Origin of the sequence: Streptomyces sp. TLI_185 (genome assembly GCF_003814765.1) — a bacterium.
Classification (GTDB): domain Bacteria; phylum Actinomycetota; class Actinomycetes; order Streptomycetales; family Streptomycetaceae; genus Streptomyces.
This window is the reverse complement of sequence record NZ_RKRB01000001.1, coordinates 6,142,224-6,160,483: the sequence shown is the minus strand read 5'-3', so window position 1 is coordinate 6,160,483 and position 18,260 is coordinate 6,142,224. Positions and strand designations below refer to the sequence as shown.

Genomic DNA, 18,260 nt, shown 5'->3' with positions numbered 1-18,260 from the left:
GCCCATCACTTTTACTGGCGGGCGGCTGCCCGCCCGAGTTGCTCCAGGGTCGCCGCGACCGCGGGCACCTGGGCCAGATCGGGCAACGTCAGCGCCACGATCTCCCGCCGCACCGCCGGCTCCAGCGTCAGCACGCACGCGTGCCGCGGCCGTACCGACTCGATGGCGAGCTGCGGCAGCACGGCGACACCGAGGCCCGCGCCGACCAGGCCGACGACGGCCGGATAGTCGTCGGTGGCGAAGTCGATGCGGGGCGTGAACCCCGCGCTCTCGCACACCTCGACCAACTGCCCGCGGCAGCGGGGGCATCCGGCGATCCACGGCTCGCGTGCGAGGTCCCCGATGGCCACGGTCCCGGCCTGCGCGAGCCGGTGCCGCTCGGGCACGAGCCCGACGAGCCGGTCGCTCAGCAACGGTCGTACGACGAGGTCGTCCCACTCCTCCGCGCCCGCCGCGCGTTCGTAGCGGAAGGCCAGCGCCACGTCGCAGTCCCCCTCGCGCAGCAGCTCGACGGAGGCGGGCGGTTCGGCCTCCTCCAGGGAGACCCGGGTGCCGAGGTGCGCGGCGCGCAGGGCCGCGAGGGCGGTGGGTACGAGCGTCGAGCTGCCGCTCGGGAACGAGACGAGCCGTACGCGTCCGGCGCGCAGCCCCGCGATGGCGGCGACCTCCTCCTCCGCCGCCGTGAGCCCGGCCAGGATCCCCGAGGCATGCCGCACCAGCGCCTCACCGGCCTGGGTCAGCCGCATCTCGCGCCCGCCGCGGACGAGCAGCGGCGTGCCGACCGACGCCTCCAGGGCCTTCATCTGCTGGCTGACGGCGGGCTGCGTACAGCCCAGTTCGCGCCCCGCAGCCGAGAAGGAGCCGGTGGAGGCGACGGCGCGCAGAACGCGCAGATGGCGGGCTTCGATCACTGTTCGAGGATAAGTGATCCTTTGGCCGGGCGCCCGATACTGCGTCGACACTTTGAGCCGACGTCACCTACCGTTCGGGCATGAAGCTTCTGTCAGTGAACCTCGGCCGTCCGAAGCCCGTGCCGTACACGGGCCAGCCGGACGGGGTGACCGGCATCGACAAGCAGCCTGTGGACGGGCCGGTGCGGGTGGCCGCGCCCGGCCCCAAGGGGGTCGGCGCGAGCGGGCTGGCCGGGGACGCGGTGTGCGAACTGCGCCACCACGGGGGTGACGACCAGGCGGTGTACGCGGTCGCGCGCGAGGATCTCGACGCCTGGGAGCGCGAGTTGGGGCGCCCGCTGCGCAACGGCTCGTTCGGCGAGAACCTCACCACCGAGGGCCTCGACATATCCGGCGCACTGATCGGCGAGCGCTGGCGGATCGGACCGGAGGTCGTCCTGGAGGTCACCTCCGGCCGGATCCCCTGCCTCACCTTCCAGGGCCACCTGGGTGAGAAGGGGTGGGTGAAGCGGTTCACGCAGAAGGGTGCTCCCGGCGCGTACCTGCGGGTGATCGAGCCCGGCGAGATCCGCTCCGGCGCCCCGGTCGAGATCGTGCACCGCCCGGACCACGACGTGACGGTGGAGCTGCAGTTCCGGGCGGTCACGACGGAGCGGAAACTGCTGCCGCGACTGCTTGCGGCGGGTGAGGCACTGCATCCGGACGGCCGGGAGGCGGCACGTCTGTACCTGCAGAAGCACGGTTCCTGACGTCACGTCAGGTACGCGCTCTTCTCGGATGCTTCACCGGCGTCGGACCCTGTGCAGAGATCGGATTCCCACAGTCCGGGTCACTACCCTTGGGCCATGACAACGGCTCTGATTACGGGATCGACCGCGGGCATCGGCGCCGCGTTCGCGCGGCGGCTGTCGGCCGACGGGCACAACCTGGTGCTCGTCGCCCGCGACACCAAGCGGTTGCAGGAACAGGCGACCGAACTGCACGACCGGCACGGCATCGAGGCGGAGGTGCTCACCGCGGACCTCGCCACGGACGACGGCATCGAAGCCGTGGCCGCCCGCCTGGCCGACCGCAGGAACCCCGTCGACCTGCTGATCAACAACGCCGGATTCGGCAACAAGGGCCGCTTCCTCGACGTGGCGATGGCCGACGAGCTGACGATGCTCAAGGTGCACTGCGAGGCGGTGCTGCGCCTCACGGCGGCGGCGACCGAGGGGATGCGCGAGCGCGGCCGCGGCGGGGTCGTCAACGTCGCGTCCGTGGCCGCCTTCGTACCGCGCGGCACGTACGGCGCCTCCAAGGCATGGGTCGTGCAGTTCACGCAGGGCGCTGCGAAGGACCTTGCGGGCAGCGGGGTGCGGCTGATGGCACTGTGCCCGGGGTTCGTGCGGACCGAGTTCCATCAGCGGGCCGGGATGGGCACGGACAACATCCCCGGGTGGATGTGGCTCGATGCCGACAAGCTGGTGTCGGCGGCGCTGTCCGATCTGGCGCGGGGGAAGTCCCTGTCCGTGCCGGACGCCCGGTACAAGGCGCTCATGGGGATCGTGAAGGTGACGCCCCGGGGGCTGCTCGGCGGGATCACCTCGCGGACCGGGCGGAAGTACGGGCCGCAGTAGCCTCCCGGCGCTCAGGGGGGCGCCGCGCGGTCCCGGTGGGAGAATGGTGCTGTTCAACCGGACCCCGGTGACCGGAGGCAAGACCATGACCTTCGTTCAGATCATCGACTGCAGGACCAGCCGGTTCGACGACATCAACCGGCTGATGGACACGTGGGTCGAACAGACCAAGGGGAAGCGGACGGCGACGCACGCGGTGGTCGGCAAGGACCACTCGGACGCCTCGCACTTCATCGAGATCGTGGAGTTCCCGTCGTACGAGGAGGCGATGCGGAACTCCAACCTGCCCGAGACCGACAAGATCTTCCGCGAGATGGTGGCTCTCTGTGACGAGATGCCGACCTTCACCGACCTGGACGTCGTGCGCGACGAGCAGTTGTACGCGGCGAACGTGCGCCGGTTCTTCGAGACCATCGCCACCAAGGGCGAGCTGCCGCCGCTCGACGACCTCATCGCCGAGAACTACCACGACCACGATCCCGCCAACGAGCAGGACACCATGGGCATGGACGCCTTGCGGCGTGAGATCGGCATGTGGCGCAGCGGGTTCGACTTCACCTTCGCCGTCGAGGACCAGATCTCGCAGGGTGACCGGGTGAGCACCCGGTGGACCTGGCGCGGTACCCAGACCGGTGAGTTCATGGGGCTCCCGGCCACCGGGAAGAACGTCGTCATGACCGGCACGACCCTCTTCCGGTGCAATGAGGAAGGGAAGATCGTCGAGGGCTGGTGGGAGTACGACCGGCTGGGGCTGATGGCGCAACTGGGCGCGCTGGAGGGGATGGAGCAGTAGCAGGACGGCGAAAGGCCCGGCACCCCTGGGGTGCCGGGCCTTCGTACCGACTACTGACCGATGTCAGTGGGCGTGGCCGTGGCCGTGGCCCGCAGCGGCCGGCTCTTCCTCTTCCTTCTTCTCGACGACCAGGGTCTCGGTCGTGAGCAGGAGGGAGGCGATGGAGGCGGCGTTCTCCAGGGCGGAGCGGGTGACCTTGACCGGGTCGATGACGCCGGCCTTGACCAGGTCGCCGTACTCGCCGGTGGCGGCGTTGAAGCCCTGGCCCTTCTCGAGCTCGGCGACCTTGGAGGTGATGACGTAGCCCTCCAGGCCGGCGTTCTCGGCGATCCAGCGCAGCGGCTCGACGACCGCGCGGCGGACGACGGCGACACCGGTGGCCTCGTCGCCGGTCTTGCCGAGGGAGCCCTCGAGCACCTTGGCGGCGTGGACCAGCGCGGAGCCACCACCGGAGACGATGCCCTCCTCGACCGCGGCGCGGGTCGCGGAGATGGCGTCCTCCAAACGGTGCTTCTTCTCCTTCAGCTCCACCTCGGTGGCGGCGCCGACCTTGATCACGCACACGCCGCCGGCCAGCTTCGCGAGGCGCTCCTGGAGCTTCTCGCGGTCCCAGTCGGAGTCCGTGTTCTCGATCTCGGCCTTGATCTGGGCGACGCGGCCCGTGACGTCCTCGGAGTTGCCGGCGCCGTCGACGACCGTGGTGTCGTCCTTGGTGACGGTGACGCGGCGGGCGGAGCCCAGCACGTCCAGGCCGACCTGGTCGAGCTTGAGGCCGACCTCCTCGGAGATGACGGTGGCGCCGGTGAGGATCGCCAGGTCCTGCAGCATCGCCTTGCGGCGGTCGCCGAAGCCGGGGGCCTTCACCGCGACGGCGTTGAAGGTGCCGCGGATCTTGTTGACGACCAGGGTGGACAGGGCCTCGCCCTCGACGTCCTCGGCGATGATCAGCAGCGGCTTGGAGGAGTTGGTCTGGATGACCTTCTCCAGCAGCGGCAGCAGGTCGGCGATCGAGGCGATCTTGCCCTGGTTGATCAGGATGTACGGGTCGTCGAGGACGGCCTCCATACGCTCCTGGTCCGTCACGAAGTACGGGGACAGGTAGCCCTTGTCGAAGGCCATGCCCTCGGTGAAGTCCAGCTCCAGACCGAAGGTGTTGGACTCCTCGACGGTGATGACACCGTCCTTGCCGACCTTGTCCATCGCCTCGGCGATGAGCTCGCCGACCTGCTGGTCCTGCGCGGAGAGCGCGGCCACGGCGGCGATGTCGGACTTCTCGTCGATCGGGCGGGCCGTCGCGAGGAGGTCCTCGGAGATGGCGGCCACCGCCGCGTCGATGCCCTTCTTCAGGGCGGCCGGGGAGGCACCGGCGGCGACGTTCTTCAGGCCCTCGCGCACCAGCGCCTGGGCGAGCACGGTGGCGGTGGTGGTGCCGTCACCCGCGATGTCGTTGGTCTTGGTCGCCACCTCCTTCACCAGCTGCGCGCCGAGGTTCTCGTACGGGTCCTCGACCTCGACCTCACGGGCGATGGTGACGCCGTCGTTGGTGATGGTGGGCGCGCCGAACTTCTTGTCGATGACGACGTTGCGGCCCTTGGGACCGATCGTCACCTTGACCGTGTCGGCCAGCTTGTTGACGCCGCGCTCGAGGGCGCGACGGGCGTCCTCGTCGAACTTCAGGATCTTCGCCATGACAGCGGGAGCCCTCTCGGATGTCTGTGGGTGAAAACGGCACTGCGCCCCGGGCGCCCGGCTTCTTGTTGGTCGCGGGGGCCAGGGGCGCAGCGTCAAGCAATGTGCTTCTCGAGGAAGCGGGGTGAACTACTTCTCGATGATCGCGAGGACGTCGCGAGCCGAGAGGACGAGGTACTCCTCGCCGTTGTACTTCACCTCGGTGCCGCCGTACTTGCTGTACAGCACGATGTCGCCGGTCTTGACGTCGAGCGGCAGGCGCTCGCCGTTCTCGAAGCGGCCCGGGCCCACGGCCAGGACGACGCCCTCCTGGGGCTTCTCCTTGGCGGTGTCCGGGATGACCAGGCCAGAGGCGGTGGTCTGCTCGGCGTCGAGCGGCTGGACCACGATGCGGTCCTCGAGCGGCTTGATGGCAACCTTGGAGCTGGTGGTCGTCACGATCCGACCTCCCCCTTCGGAGATCTCACGGGGTTAACTGTCTGAGGTGGCGACCAGGTGGATCCGTCGTCGCGGGTGCCGGACCTGCCCGTCGCGTAGTTGGCACTCGACTCTGCCGAGTGCCAGACCCGAGACTATGACCGCGATTAGCACTCGGTCAAGCGGAGTGCCAATGCGTGCGGCGCGTCGGCCGGGGGCTCGGGTGAACCGGGGGTTCGGTGGCCGTCCCGGGGGCTGCCGCCCCCAGACCCCCGCTCGGGCCTGAACGGCCTCGTCCTCAAACGCCGGACGGGCTGAGATTGCCCGGCCGGGGCTTTGAAAGTCGCCGGCCCCAGAAGTCAGCCCCCTTGGAAGTCAGCCGTAGTCCTCAGAAGTTCAGACGTAGTCCTCCGGGCGGCCCACCGTCAGGCCGTCCGCCTGCACCCGTCTCAGCAACCGCACCGTGCGCTCCCGCAGGGTCAGGCCCGAGCCCTCGTCCGGGTCGAGCGCCACGATGTCGCCCGGGCGCAGACGGTGGACACCGCGCAGATACGTCAGCTCGCCGCCTCCCGTCATCGACGCGCGCCACAGGACGAGGGCCGAGATGCCGCAGGCGGCTGCCGCCCGGCGGGTGGTGGTGTCGTAGGTGCCGTAGGGCGGGCGGAAGAGGCGGGGGCGGCTGCCGAAGCGGGACCGGAGTTTGTCCTGCTGGCCGCAGATCTCGGCGCGCTGGCCGGCGTAGGGCAGGCCGCGCGGGGCGGGGTGGTCGAGGGTGTGGTTCTGGATGCTCGCGCCGACCGACCGGAGGCGGGCGAAGTGGCCGTACCCGGGTCCGGCCACGCTGTCCGTGAGGAACATGCTGACCGGCAGCCGCAGTTCACCGACCAGGTCCACGAAGCGGGGGTCCTTCTCGGCGCCGTCGTCGTAGGTCAGGAAGACGACCCTGTCGTGGGTACGGATGCGGGAGACGACCGGGGGGGGAGGGCCGAACCCGCCGTACGGGCCCGCGTTGCCCGAGGCGGCTTCGGGGCGGGCAGCGGCGGGGCCGTGAGGCCCCAGCGGCGATGGGGGTCCCCCCGCTCGAGCGAAGCCGAGAGTGGGGGAGGCCGCCGGGGTGTTCCGGCGGGCCTGTGCGGCCGCACGCGCTGGGCCGCCTTCTCGCCCAGCCGTTCGATGGGGTCGACGGACTGGGCGCAGCCGGTGAGGAGCGCGCACGCCAGGACGCCGGCCGCCAGGCCCTTCGGGCTCACAGGTAGTCCTCCAGGCGGGCCACCGCGTATCCCTCGGCCGTGACCCTGTTCAGGAAGCGGCGCATGTCGTCGACCATCGTGCCGTTCCACTCGTCACGGCCGCGGAAGTGGGTGAGCACGATGTCACCGGGGTGCAGGTCCCGGTCGTCCTCGCGGTACTCCCAGTGGTCGACGAAGACCTCCTCGTCCCAGATGGGCGCGTACTTGATGCCGCAGGACTTGGCGGCGCGCAGGGTGTCCTGGTTGTAGTTGCCGAAGGGCGGGCGGAAGAGGGTCGGGCGCCTGCCGAACTGCTTCCTCATGATCGCCTGCATGCCGCAGATCTCGTGCTTCTGCTCCCGGTACGACAGCCCCGGCAGGTAGGGGTGGGTGAGGGTGTGGTTGTTGAGGGTCACGCCCTCGGACTGCATTCGGCGGAAGTAGGCGTAGTCGTCCTTCACCAGGAAGTTGCTGAGGAAGGCGGAGTACGGGATCTTCAGATCGCTCATCATCCGCAGGAACGCCGGGTCCTTCTCGGCGCCGTCGTCGATGGTCAGGAAGACCACCTTCTGCTTGGTGGGGACGGTCGTGAAGACGGGCGGAAGGTTCAGCTCCTCCTGGTCGTCCACTTCGAAGCCCCTGCGGGCCCTGATCTTCGGCTTCTTCGCGGGCGGCGGCGGAGCCGTCAGGGGGACCTTCGCCAGGTCCCAGCGGCGCGCCGCGGCGGCGCGGGCGATGTACGCGCTGCGCAGCTTCGTGGCGTAGGAGTCCAGGGCGCGGGCCGGGGGCGCCTGCAGGGGCTGCTCCTGGCCGGGGGCCGGGCGCACCGGCGGGCCGCCGAACTGTGCACAGCCCGAGGCGATGGCCGCGACGGCGAGCACGGCGATTCCACCGCGGAGCCATGTCACCCCATAAGCGCGATTTTTATCGTTTTGTACTACTGCTCGCATGGTGCCGGATCATCGCAGCCCGCTGCCGGGATCCCCGCCCGCCACGCGGCCGGAGGCGCACCGTCCACCGACTGGCCCACAATGGGCCGGTGAACGACCTCGCTGACCTGCTCACCCCCGAAGGCCGCGCCCTCCTCGACGAGGTGCGCGGCACGGGCCCGGCCGACGAGCTCGCCGTCGCCACCCGGCTGCGCCGCGAACACCCCGCCGAGCTGGTGTCGGCGGCGATCGGGCAGGCACGGCTGCGGCAGCGGGCGGCGGCCAAGTTCGGCGCCGAGGACGCGGAGCGGATGTTCTTCACACCGAACGGGGTGGAGCAGTCGACGCGGGCGAGCGTCGCCACGTACCGGGCCGAGCGACTGAAGGCGCTGGGTGTCACCTCACTTGCCGACCTGTGCTGCGGGATCGGCGGCGATGCCATCGCGCTCGCCCGGGCAGGGATCCGGGTGCTCGCCGTGGACCGGGATCCGGCGACGGCGGCCGTGGCGCGCGCGAACGCCGATGCGCTCGGGCTCGCCGGGCTGATCGAGGTGCGGGAGGCGGACGTCACTGAGGTGGACACGTCCGGCTACGACGCCGTGTTCGTCGACCCGGCCCGGCGGGGCGGGCGCGGCCGCATCTTCGACCCGCAGGCCTACTCGCCACCCCTGTCGTGGGCGGTCGGGGCCGCCCGCAAGGCGTCCCGTGCCGCCGCGCTGAAGGTCGCTCCCGGCATTCCGCACGAGGCCGTGCCCGCCGACGCCGAGGCCGAGTGGATCTCGGACGGCGGGGATGTGAAAGAGGCCGTGCTGTGGTTCGGGACGGAGCCGGGGGCGGTCCGGGCGACGCTGCTGCCGGGGCCGCGCACGCTGCTCGGGAAGGGACTGCCGGACCCGCAGGTCCGGCCCGTCGGACGGTACTTGTACGAGCCCGACGGCGCCGTGATCCGTGCGCATCTGGTCGCCGAGGTGGCCGAGCAGCTGGACGGCGGGCTGATCGACCCCACCATCGCCTACATCACCGCGGACGAACGGCACGTCACCCCGTATGCCGCCGCGTACGAGATCACCGATCAACTCCCCTTCAACGTGAAGAAGTTGAAAGCGCTGCTGCGGGAGCGCGGGGTCGGGACGCTGACCGTGAAGAAGCGGGGGTCGGCGGTGGAGCCGGAGGAGTTGCGGAAGAAGGTGAAACCGCAGGGGCCGGGCTCGGCCACCGTGTTCCTGACCCGGGTGGCGGGAGCGCCGACCATGCTCCTCGGGCACCCCGTCTGATCAGGACGGACCGGCCGCACGGCGCAGCAGCAGCTCCCGCTCCCGCTCGTTGCGCGCGAGCCCGGCCGCCCGTACGAACTCCTCGCGCGCCTCGTCCGTACGCCCCAGCCGTGCCAGCAGGTCGCCGCGCACGCTGGGCAGCAAGTGGTAGTCGCGCAAGGTGGGTTCGGCGGCGAGGGCGTCGACGATCGCCAGCCCCTGCGCCGGTCCTTGCGCCATGGAGACGGCGACGGCGCGGTTGAGTTCGACGACCGGGGACGGGGCGCGGGCGGCGAGCAGGCCGTACAGCGTCGCGATGCTCGTCCAGTCGGTCTCCTCGTAGGTGTACGCGTGCGCGTGGCAGGCGGCGATGGCGGCCTGGAGGGCGTACGGGCCCGGAGCGCCGGTGGAGGTGGCGTCGGCGCGGTGGAGGGCTGTGATGCCGCGGGCGATGAGCATGCGGTTCCAGCGGCGGCGGTTCTGGTCCTTGAGGAGGACGGGTTCGCCGTCCGGGCCGGTGCGGGCGGCCGCGCGGGAGGCCTGGAACTCCAGGAGGGAGGTGAGGGCGTGCACCTCGGGCTCCTTGGGCATCAGCCCGGACAGCACGCGGGCCAGGCGCAGCGCGTCCTCGCAGAGGGCGGGGCGCAGCCAGTCGTCGCCGGCCGTGGCGGCGTAACCCTCGTTGAAGATCAGGTAGATGACGTCCAGGACGGAGCCGAGCCGGGCCTCGCGTTCGGGGCCGTAGGGCACCTCGAAGGCGACGTTTCTGGTGGCGAGGGTCTTCTTGGCGCGGACGATGCGCTGGGCGACCGTGGGTTCCGGGGTGAGGAACGCGCGGGCGATCTCGGCCGTCGTCAGGCCGCCGAGGAGGCGGAGGGTGAGGGCGATGCGGGCCTCGGCGGACAGGACCGGGTGGCAGGCGGTGAAGACCAGGCGCAGCAGGTCGTCGTCGATGTCGTCGGAGTCGGCGGGTTCCTCGGGCGGTGCGGTGGTTTCGAGGGTGCGGCCGATCTCCTGGAGCTTGCGGGCGTAGTTCTCCCGGCGCCGGATCAGGTCCACGGCGCGGCGGCGGGCGGTGGCCATGAGCCAGGCGCCCGGGTTGTCGGGCACGCCGTCGCGCGGCCACTGCTCCAGGGCGGCGACCAGGGCGTCCTGGGCGAGTTCCTCGGCGATGCCGACGTCGCGGACGAGGCGGGCGACGGCGGCGATGATGCGCGGGGACTCGAGACGGAAGACGGTCTCGATGGCGTGGCGGGGGTCGGCGGGGGGCTGTGGGCTCACAGCCCCCCATTCGACACCCGCACCGGCGTACGGCCAAGGAAGGGTGCTCAGCCCTCCGCGATCTCCCGCACCTCGCAGGTGACCGTCCAGTACTCCTCGTGGACCTTCACGAACCGCTTGGTCCACTCCACGGCCTCGTCCATGTCCTTGCACTGGGTGATGGCATAACCGCCGATGACCTCCTTGGACTCCGTGAACGGCCCGTCCGTGACGGTGAGGTCCCCGCCCTCCCAGCGCACCCGCTTGCCCTGGGTCTGCGGGGTCAGCCCGGCCGTGTCGAGCATGACGCCGGCCTTGGTGATCTCCTCGATGAGCTCGCCCATACGCTCCATCAGCTCGGGGCTGGGGCCCTCCGGGGGTGCGGTGGTCTCGTCGATGCGGACGATCGACAGGTAGCGCGGCATGGTGACTCCTCGGTCGCTACGGGGCCGGTCCTTCCGGCCTCTCACCAGTGCGTCGATCGGGAGAGGCCGGGATCGACAGACTCCGCGGATTTCTTCGGAGTTTTTTCCGGAGCGCTGACCTGCCAGGACCTGCTAGGACAGCTCCCAGCCGAACGCCGCCTTCGCGTACGGCGCCCCGACCGTCCGCCCGCCGAAGGTGAACGCCGCGTCCGTCACGATGCCCGTGGGACGCCCCCGCAGGGACCAGACCGCGCCGTCGCCGGCGTTCTCGTGGGGCGCCGCCGCCGCGAGGTCCGCGTAGCCGTTGCCGTTGATGTCGAGGAGGCTGACCGCGCCGCCGAAGTTGTCGCTCGTCTCGACGGCTCCGGGGACGCCCTTGGTGTTCTGGGTGAAGCCCTGGGCGCCCTTGCCGGTCAGACCGCTCCGGCTGCCGTACAGGACGTTGACCATGCCGGCCCCGTCGTTGTAACCGAGTTCCTCGCCGGGCGCGCCCACGGCCACGTCGTCGTAGCCGTCGCCGTTGATGTCACCGACCGCCACCGCGGCGCCGAACTGGTCCACCGTCTCCTTGCCGCCGGGGACGCCGTCGGTGTTCTGGCTGTACGTCTTCCAGGTGGACTGCGGCTTCAGACCGGAGGCCGAGCCGAGGGCCACGGTGACCGTGGAGTAGTTCTCGGCACCCCGGACGACGTCGCCGTAGCCGTCGTGGTTGATGTCGCCGAAGGCCACACCGCCGTCGCCCTCGGGGGCCTTGGCGGAGGTGAAGGCGTCTCCGGAGGCGGCGGCCAGGTAGAACCGGGAGGTGGAGGCGCCCTCGCCGATGTAGTCGGTCAGTGCGAGGTCGTCGCGTCCGTCGTCGTTGACGTCGCCGGCGGCGGTGTCCAGGACGTCGTCGTACTGGAGGTCGGTCGCGCCGAAGGCCCTGGTGGCGGTCGGCTTGCCGGTGCGGGAGATCGGGCCGGTCCAGACGGTGGCCGTGGTGCCCCAGGGGTCGTCGTGCCCGGAGCGGCCCCCGCGGAACAGGACGAGGTCCTGCTTGCCGTCACCGTCGAAGTCGCCGGCCTGGGTGGCCGCTGCGGGCACGGACACCCCGCCGGACAGGCCGCTCTTGCCGCCCCAGACGACAACCGCGTCGCGTACCGAGGAGGCCTCCCCGACGATCAGGTCGGTGCGCCCGTCGCCGTCCAGGTCGCCCTTGGACAGCTGGATGCCGAAGTAGTCGCCCGCCTGGGGGCTGCCCGGAATGCCGCTGGTGGCACGGCTGATGACCGTGCGCCGGTCCTTGGTCAGGCCGTGCGGGCCGCCGTACATGACGACGACGTGGCCCGCCCCCTTCTGGCCGTCGACTGTGGCGGTCGGGGCGCCGATGGCGAGGTCCTTGTAGCCGTCGCCGTTGAAGTCGTCCCGGACGGTCTTCGGGGCGGCGGCCGCGGCGCTGCCCGCCAGCGCGGGGATACAGCCGAGCGCCAGCACACCGGCGATCATCGGCACGGACCAAGCTTTGTACGAACGCGAGATGGACATCTGGAATCCCCCTGGTTACGGCAATGCAGTCACCGCAAGAGACCCCCTGGGGCACCCGATGGTTGTAGTCCCCCGGCTCACTTTCAGCGCAGGGATTCCCACAGCTCGCTCGCCGCCGGTTCCTTCGCCACCACCCGGTTGGGGTCCGAGGGCGCGGTCACCACCGGCATCATCACGGTCTTCACCCGGTCCGCCGACAGGCCCTTCAGGCTCTCGCCGAGGCCGACCAGCTCGCTCAGCGAGTCCAGGCCGGTGTCGGTGGTCAGGCTGCTGGTCACCGCCTCGGCCACCGTGTACAGCCTGGCGGGGTCGGTGAACAGGCTCGTCGAGGAGATCTGTTCCAGCAGGGCCTTCACCAGCTTCTGCTGCAGGCCTATGCGGCCGAGGTCGCTGCCGTCGCCGATGCCGTGCCGGGTGCGGGCGAGGGCCAGTGCCTGCTTGCCGTTCAGGGTGTGGGTGCCCGCCTTCAGGTGGAGGTGGCTGTCGTCGTCCTCGATGTCCTGGTCGGTCGTCACGGTGACACCGCCCAGCGCGTTCACCAGCTTCGCGAAGCCCGAGAAGTCGATCTCCAGGTAGTGGTCCATGCGGACGTTCGTGATCGACTCGACGGTCTTCACTGCGCACACCGCGCCGCCCACCGAGTAGGCGCTGTTGAACATCGCCCGGTACGCCACCGCCGTCGAACCGCCGGACTTCAGCGGGCAGGACGGACGCGTGACGAGCGTGTCGCGCGGGATGCTCACGACGGTCGCCTTCTTCCGGCCCGCGTCGATGTGCACGACCATCGCCGTGTCGGAGCGGGCGCCGGAACTGCTGCCCCCGCCGAGCGCCTTGTTCTCCTTGCCGCTGCGCGAGTCCGAGCCCAGCACCAGGATGTTCAGGGAGCCGGTGGGCAGCGGGGAGGCGGATGCGGACGCCGAGGGCGTGATCACCGCCTTCGCCGGACGGTCGTCGCCGAGCGCCTGGTTGATGTCGACGCTCTTGATGTTGCTGTCGAGATGCCAGTACGCCCAGCCCGCCGCCCCCGCGCCCAGCACCAGCAGGCCCGCCATGGTGAAGCCGGCGATCTTCAGCGCGGTCGACCGCCGGCCCCTGGGTCTGCCCGCGTCACCGCTGCCCTCGTGTCCCGTCACGGACAGGAACGTAAGTCCGAATTATTAGGGGATTGTTAGTGACGACAGCGTGAAACGGTTTTCTTCGGAAATTCTCACGCTCAGCCCAGCGTCACCGTCGGCACCGGATTGCTGCCGCTCCAGGACGCGTTGAACCCGAAGCTCACCGAACCGCCGTCCGGCACCGAGCCGTTGTAGGAGGCGTTGGTGCACGCCACCGCCGCACCCGACTGACTGCAGGCGGCGTTCCAGGCCTGGGTGATCTGCTGGCCCGCGCCGAACGTCCAGTTGGCCTTCCAGGACGGCAGCGAGGCGCCCGAGCAGGCGATCGTCACCTGGCCGGTGAACCCGGTGTTCCACTGGCTGGTCACGCTGTACGTCGCCGTGCAGGCACCCGTGGGCGGCGTGGTCGTCGTACCGCCGAGGGCCTGCGCGATCGCGCGGTACGCCGGTTTCGGCGCGTAGTTCTCGTCGTACGGCGTCGCCGCCCCGTAGCCGGGGAAGGTGCCCGGCACCCAGGAGTCGGAGTCGGTGAAGCCCCAGACGGTGACGCCCGCGCAGCGGGTGACCGCCACGCAGGCGTTCAGCACCGACTTGTAGTCCGCGGCCTGCTGGGCGAGCTTCGTGCTGTCGGCCGGGAGCGCCATGCGCACGTCCAGCTCGGTGATCGACACGTCGACGCCGAGGTCGGCGAAGCGCTGGATGTTCTGCTGCAGGGACGAGGGCACCTGACCGAGGATCAGGTGTGCCTGCAGGCCGACGCCGTCGATCGGGACGCCGCGGCTCCTGAGGTCCTTCACCAGGTTGTACAGGGCGGTCGACTTCGCGTTGACGCCCTCGACGTTGTAGTCGTTGATGTACAGCTTGGCGGCCGGGTCGGCGGCGTGCGCCCAGGTCAGGGCATTCGCGATGTAGTCGGCGCCGAGGCCGTTGTACCAGAGGGTGGGGCGGTAGGTGCCGTCCTCGTTGAAGGGTTCGTTGACCACGTCCCAGGCGGCGATCTTCCCCTTGTAGCGGCCGGCCTCGACGGAGATGTGGTTCTGGAGGAGGCTGCCGAGCTGGGCCGGGGTCCAGCTGCCGTTGGTGAGCCAGCCGGGGTTCTGGTTGTGCCAGACCAGGGTGTGGCCGCGCACCTGCTGGTTGTGGGCCTGCGCGAAGGCGACGATCTGGTCGGCCTCCGCCCAGTTGAAGCTGCCCTGGGTCGGCTCGACCGAGCCCCACTTCATGGCGTTCCCGGGGGTCAGCGAGTTGAACTGTGCCCCTGCGATGTCGCCGTACGTCCCGGTGAGCTTGGAGCCGGTCACCGCCGTGCCGATGACCTTGCCCTTGACGGCGGCGAGGTCGCGCAGCGGGGTGTCGGCGGCGTGCGCCACGGGCGCCGTGAACAGCAGCGCGGCGCCGGTGACGAGCGCCGCAAGGGATGAGCCCGTTCTCAGAGATCTCATCGCGGATGCCTCCGAAAGTTTCGGTCGTGCAACCGATTGGCTTCGGAGGAGTGTGGAGGCGGCCGTACCACCCGTCAATACGTGAACTTCCGGCCACCCAGGACACGTAGGTCACGCCGGTGGCGGTGCCGTGCTGCTGCGCACCACCAGGCTGGTCGCCAGTTCCACCCGGGTCGCCACCGGCGCCTGGTCCTCCCGCCCCAGGTCGAGGACGAGCTTGGCCGCCGCCTCCGCCATCTCCGTCAGCGGCTGCCGTACGGAGGTCAGCGGCGGCCCCACCCAGCGTGCGACGGGCAGATCGTCGAAGCCGACCACGCTCAGGTCCTCGGGGATGCGCAGACCCAGTTCGCGCGCGGCCTCGTACAGGCCGAGCGCCTGGAGGTCGTTGAGGGCGAACACGGCGGTGGGCCGGTCCGGGCGGCGCAGCAGCTCCAGGCCCTGCCGGTAGCCGGCCTCGTGGTGGAAGTCGCCGGTCGCGATCAGCGCCGGGTCGACCGGGAGGCCCGCGGTCTCCAGCGCGGCCCGGTAGCCGTCGACGCGGGCGCGGCTGCACATCATGCGGGAGGGTCCCGTTATGGCGCCGATGCGGGTGTGGCCGAGTTCGATCAGGTGCCGGGTGGCGGCGAGACCACCCTGCCAGTTGGTCGCGCCGATCGACGGGACGTCGACGCCGGGGTCGCCGGCCGGGTCCATCACCACGAACGGGATGGAGCGGCTGGTCAGCAGCGCCCGCTGGGACTCGTCGAGCCCGGACAGCACCAGGATCACGCCGTGCGGGCGGCGGGCGGCGACCTGGTCCGCCCAGGTCCGCCCGGGCGTCAGCCGCCCCGCGCTCTCGCTCAGCACCACGCTCAGGCCTGCGTCCCTGGCCACGTTCTCCACGCCCCGGATGACCTCCATCGCCCAGGCGCTCTCCAGCTCGTGGAAGACCAGGTCGATCAGGGGCGAGCGGCTCGCCTCGGCTCGTCGGCGCCGGTAGCCGTAGGCGCGCAGCAGTTCCTCGACGCGGCTGCGGGTGGCCGGGGCCACGTCCGCGCGGCCGTTGAGGACCTTCGAAACAGTCGGCGCGGACACGCCGGCCTCGCGGGCGATCTCGGCGAGCGTCGCGGTCTGTGCCGACCGGCCTGCCGCCGGGGCTGTCGTCCGCGTTTCAACGGGCTCCGGGGGTGTCATGGCGGCGATCGTATCCCTGCACGACCTCTTGACGAAGCCTCCGGACCCGCCTAGGTTCCCGGAACATTCGACATACATAACGAAACATTCGTCGCCAGACTTTGCCAGCGTTCGTGAGAGGGCCTCACCCACTCGACCAGAGCAGGAGTTTCATGACCACCGCCCCATGGCGTGACCCCGCCCTGCCCGCCGCCGCCCGCGTCGACGACCTCCTCTCCCGGATGACCCTCGAGGAGAAGACCGCCCAGCTGTACGGCGTGTGGGTGGGCGCCGCCACGGACGGCGACGGAGTCGCACCCCTGCAGAGCGAGATGACCGCGGACTACGACTGGGACGAGCTGATCACCCACGGCCTGGGCCAGCTCACCCGCTCCTACGGCACCGCCCCCGTGGACCCGGCGCTGGGCGCGCAGGCACTGGCCCGCGCCCAGCGCCGTATCGCCGAGGCGGGCCGGTTCGGTATCCCGGCCATGGCCCACGAGGAGTGCCTGGCCGGGTTCACCGCCTGGGGCGCCACCGCCTACCCCGTCCCGCTGGCCTGGGGCGCGAGCTTCGATCCGCCGCTGGTCGAGGAGATGGCCCGCGCCATCGGCGGCGACCTGCGCACGGCGGGCGTGCACCAGGGCCTCGCCCCGGTCCTGGACGTCGTACGGGACCCGCGCTGGGGCCGGGTCGAGGAGACGATCGGCGAGGACCCGTACCTGGTGGGCACCATCGGGGCGGCCTATGTGCGCGGACTGGAGTCCGCCGGGATCGTCGCCACGCTCAAGCACTTCGCCGGGTACGCGTCCTCGGCGGGCGCCCGCAATCTCGCGCCCGTCCGGGCCGGTGTCCGCGAGTTCGCGGACGTCACCCTGCCGCCGTTCGAGCTGGCGCTGCGCGAGGGCGGCGCCCGCTCGGTCATGGCGGCGTACACCGACACGGACGGCATCCCGGCCTCCGCGGACCCGTCCCTGCTGACCGAACTCCTGCGGGAGCACTGGGGGTTCACCGGCACGGTGGTCGCCGACTACTTCGGCATCGGGTTCCTGGAGACCCTGCACCGGGTGGCGGGCTCCCCCGCCGAGGCGGCGCACGCGGCGCTGGCGGCCGGCATCGACGTGGAGCTGCCGACGCTCAAGTGCTACGGAAAACCCCTGCTGGAGGCGGTGCGGGCGGGCGCGGTACCGGAGTCACTGGTCGACCGTGCGGCCCGCCGGGTGCTGCTCCAGAAGTGCGAGCTGGGCCTCCTGGACGAGGACTGGGACCCCGAGCCCGCCGCCGTGATCGACCTGGACTCGGCCGCGAACCGGACCCTGGCCCGCCGGCTGGCCGAGGAGTCGGTGGTGCTCCTGGACAACCCGGACGGGGTCCTCCCCCTCCCGCCCGACACCCGTATCGCGGTGGTCGGCCCGCGGGCGGCCGACGCGCTGGCGATGCTCGGCTGCTACTCGTTCCCGTCCCACGTGCTGGCGCACCACCCGGACGTTCCCATGGGCGTGGAGATCCCGACCGTCCTGGAGGCGCTGCGCACCGAACTCCCGGACGCCAAGGTGACGTTCGCGGAGGGCTGCGACACCTCGGACCCGGACCCCTCGGGGATCGCGGAGGCGGTGGCGCGGACCGCGGAGGCGGACGTGTGCGTGGCGGTCCTCGGCGACCGGGCGGGCCTTTTCGGGCGGGGCACCTCGGGCGAGGGCTGCGATGTGACGGACCTCCGACTCCCCGGTGTACAGGGCGACTTGCTGGACGCCCTGGTCGCCACCGGGGTCCCCGTGGTGCTCGTCCTGCTCACCGGTCGTCCGTACGCGCTGGGCCGATGGCACGGACGGCTGGCCGCGGTGGTGCAGGCGTTCTTCCCCGGGGAGGAGGGCGGCCCGGCGGTGGCGGGCGTGCTGTCGGGCCGTGTCAACCCCTCGGGCCGCCTCCCGGTGAGTGTCCCGCGGGACCCCGGCGGCCAGCCGTGGACGTACCTCCAGCCCCCGCTGGGTCTCGCGGGCGAGGTCAGCAACCTCGACCCGACCCCGCTGTACGCCTTCGGCCACGGCCGCTCGTACACGACGTTCGCGTGGGAGTCCGAGTCCGCCGGGGCGGAGATCGGCACGGACGGCTCGTACGACGTCTCGGTCGCGGTCCGCAACACGGGCGACCGGGCCGGCGCCGAGGTCGTCCAGCTCTACCTGCACGACCCGGTGGCCTCGGTGACCCGCCCGGACGTCCGCCTGATCGGCTACCGGCGGCTGGAGCTGGACCCGGGCGAGGCGGCCCGGGTCACCTTCCGCTTCCACGCCGACCTGTCGGCCTTCACGGACCGCTCGGGTGCGAGGGTGGTCGAACCGGGCGCGCTGGAACTACGGTTGGGGGCATCGAGCGCTGAAGTGCGGCACACGGCGAGGGTGCAACTGACCGGGCCTGTACGGGTACTTGGCGCCGATCGACGGTTGTTGTGCGAGACGGAGGTGTCGGGGGCGGACTGACCCCGGGCCTCGGACGCGGGGGACT

15 protein-coding genes and 1 pseudogene are annotated in these 18,260 nt (G+C 71.1%); 5 read left to right on the top strand and 11 right to left on the bottom strand.

Features of this window, described 5'->3' with window-relative positions; genetic code table 11:
* Positions 1–11: 11 nt before the first annotated feature.
* The gene (locus tag EDD92_RS28560) at positions 12–911 is read right to left on the bottom strand and encodes a LysR family transcriptional regulator (RefSeq protein ID WP_123966988.1); all 900 of its coding nucleotides are present in this window, start codon (positions 909–911) and stop codon (positions 12–14) included.
* An 80-nt stretch (positions 912–991) separates the two neighbouring features.
* Between EDD92_RS28560 and EDD92_RS28555 the strand changes: the two genes are divergently transcribed.
* The 3 genes from EDD92_RS28555 (at position 992) to EDD92_RS28545 (ending at position 3,323) form a co-directional block, all read left to right on the top strand.
* Positions 992–1,660, top strand: coding sequence for an MOSC domain-containing protein (locus EDD92_RS28555; RefSeq protein WP_123966987.1), 669 nt, complete (start codon positions 992–994; stop codon positions 1,658–1,660).
* Between the two features lie 96 nt (positions 1,661–1,756).
* Entirely contained in the window at positions 1,757–2,530 is a 774-nt protein-coding gene (locus tag EDD92_RS28550; RefSeq protein ID WP_123966986.1) for an SDR family oxidoreductase, read from the top strand.
* Positions 2,531–2,615: 85 nt separating this feature from the next.
* Complete coding sequence (locus EDD92_RS28545; RefSeq protein WP_123966985.1) at positions 2,616–3,323, top strand: ester cyclase; 708 nt, start codon at positions 2,616–2,618, stop codon at positions 3,321–3,323.
* 63 nt (positions 3,324–3,386) lie between these two features.
* On the opposite strand, the gene groL is transcribed toward EDD92_RS28545, so the two are convergent.
* From groL to EDD92_RS28525, 4 genes and pseudogenes are all read right to left on the bottom strand, one after another.
* A complete protein-coding gene (gene groL / locus EDD92_RS28540) occupies positions 3,387–5,012 on the bottom strand; it encodes a chaperonin GroEL (protein ID WP_030930361.1) in 1,626 nt (541 codons plus the stop codon).
* 129 nt (positions 5,013–5,141) lie between these two features.
* Positions 5,142–5,450, bottom strand: coding sequence for a co-chaperone GroES (gene groES / locus EDD92_RS28535; RefSeq protein ID WP_003998759.1), 309 nt, complete (start codon positions 5,448–5,450; stop codon positions 5,142–5,144).
* Between the two features lie 375 nt (positions 5,451–5,825).
* Positions 5,826–6,679: pseudogene (locus EDD92_RS28530) on the bottom strand (polysaccharide deacetylase family protein).
* A complete protein-coding gene (locus tag EDD92_RS28525; RefSeq protein ID WP_123966984.1) occupies positions 6,676–7,608 on the bottom strand; it encodes a polysaccharide deacetylase family protein in 933 nt (310 codons plus the stop codon). The pseudogene EDD92_RS28530 and the gene EDD92_RS28525 overlap by 4 nt, the downstream one beginning before the upstream one ends.
* An 89-nt stretch (positions 7,609–7,697) precedes the next feature.
* Between EDD92_RS28525 and EDD92_RS28520 the strand changes: the two genes are divergently transcribed.
* Entirely contained in the window at positions 7,698–8,861 is a 1,164-nt protein-coding gene (locus EDD92_RS28520) for a class I SAM-dependent methyltransferase (RefSeq protein WP_123966983.1), read from the top strand.
* Here the strand turns inward: EDD92_RS28520 and EDD92_RS28515 are convergent, their stop codons facing one another.
* From EDD92_RS28515 to EDD92_RS28490, 6 genes are all read right to left on the bottom strand, one after another.
* A complete protein-coding gene (locus EDD92_RS28515) occupies positions 8,862–10,121 on the bottom strand; it encodes an RNA polymerase sigma factor (protein WP_123966982.1) in 1,260 nt (419 codons plus the stop codon).
* A gap of 47 nt (positions 10,122–10,168) precedes the next feature.
* Positions 10,169–10,525 (bottom strand): YciI family protein, encoded by a 357-nt coding sequence (locus tag EDD92_RS28510; protein ID WP_123966981.1) that lies wholly within the window; start codon positions 10,523–10,525, stop codon positions 10,169–10,171.
* A gap of 132 nt (positions 10,526–10,657) precedes the next feature.
* Positions 10,658–12,049: an FG-GAP-like repeat-containing protein gene (locus EDD92_RS28505; protein ID WP_123966980.1), complete on the bottom strand. Its 1,392-nt coding sequence runs from the start codon at positions 12,047–12,049 to the stop codon at positions 10,658–10,660.
* 83 nt (positions 12,050–12,132) lie between these two features.
* A complete protein-coding gene (locus EDD92_RS28500; RefSeq protein WP_123970587.1) occupies positions 12,133–13,101 on the bottom strand; it encodes an LCP family protein in 969 nt (322 codons plus the stop codon).
* Positions 13,102–13,262: 161 nt separating this feature from the next.
* Complete coding sequence (locus tag EDD92_RS28495) at positions 13,263–14,606, bottom strand: endo-1,4-beta-xylanase (protein WP_123966979.1); 1,344 nt, start codon at positions 14,604–14,606, stop codon at positions 13,263–13,265.
* A gap of 111 nt (positions 14,607–14,717) precedes the next feature.
* Complete coding sequence (locus EDD92_RS28490) at positions 14,718–15,779, bottom strand: LacI family DNA-binding transcriptional regulator (protein ID WP_030930386.1); 1,062 nt, start codon at positions 15,777–15,779, stop codon at positions 14,718–14,720.
* A gap of 152 nt (positions 15,780–15,931) precedes the next feature.
* Between EDD92_RS28490 and EDD92_RS28485 the strand changes: the two genes are divergently transcribed.
* On the top strand, positions 15,932–18,235 hold the full coding sequence (locus EDD92_RS28485; RefSeq protein ID WP_123966978.1) for a glycoside hydrolase family 3 N-terminal domain-containing protein: 2,304 nt from the start codon (positions 15,932–15,934) through the stop codon (positions 18,233–18,235).
* The last annotated feature ends 25 nt before the right edge of the window (positions 18,236–18,260 follow it).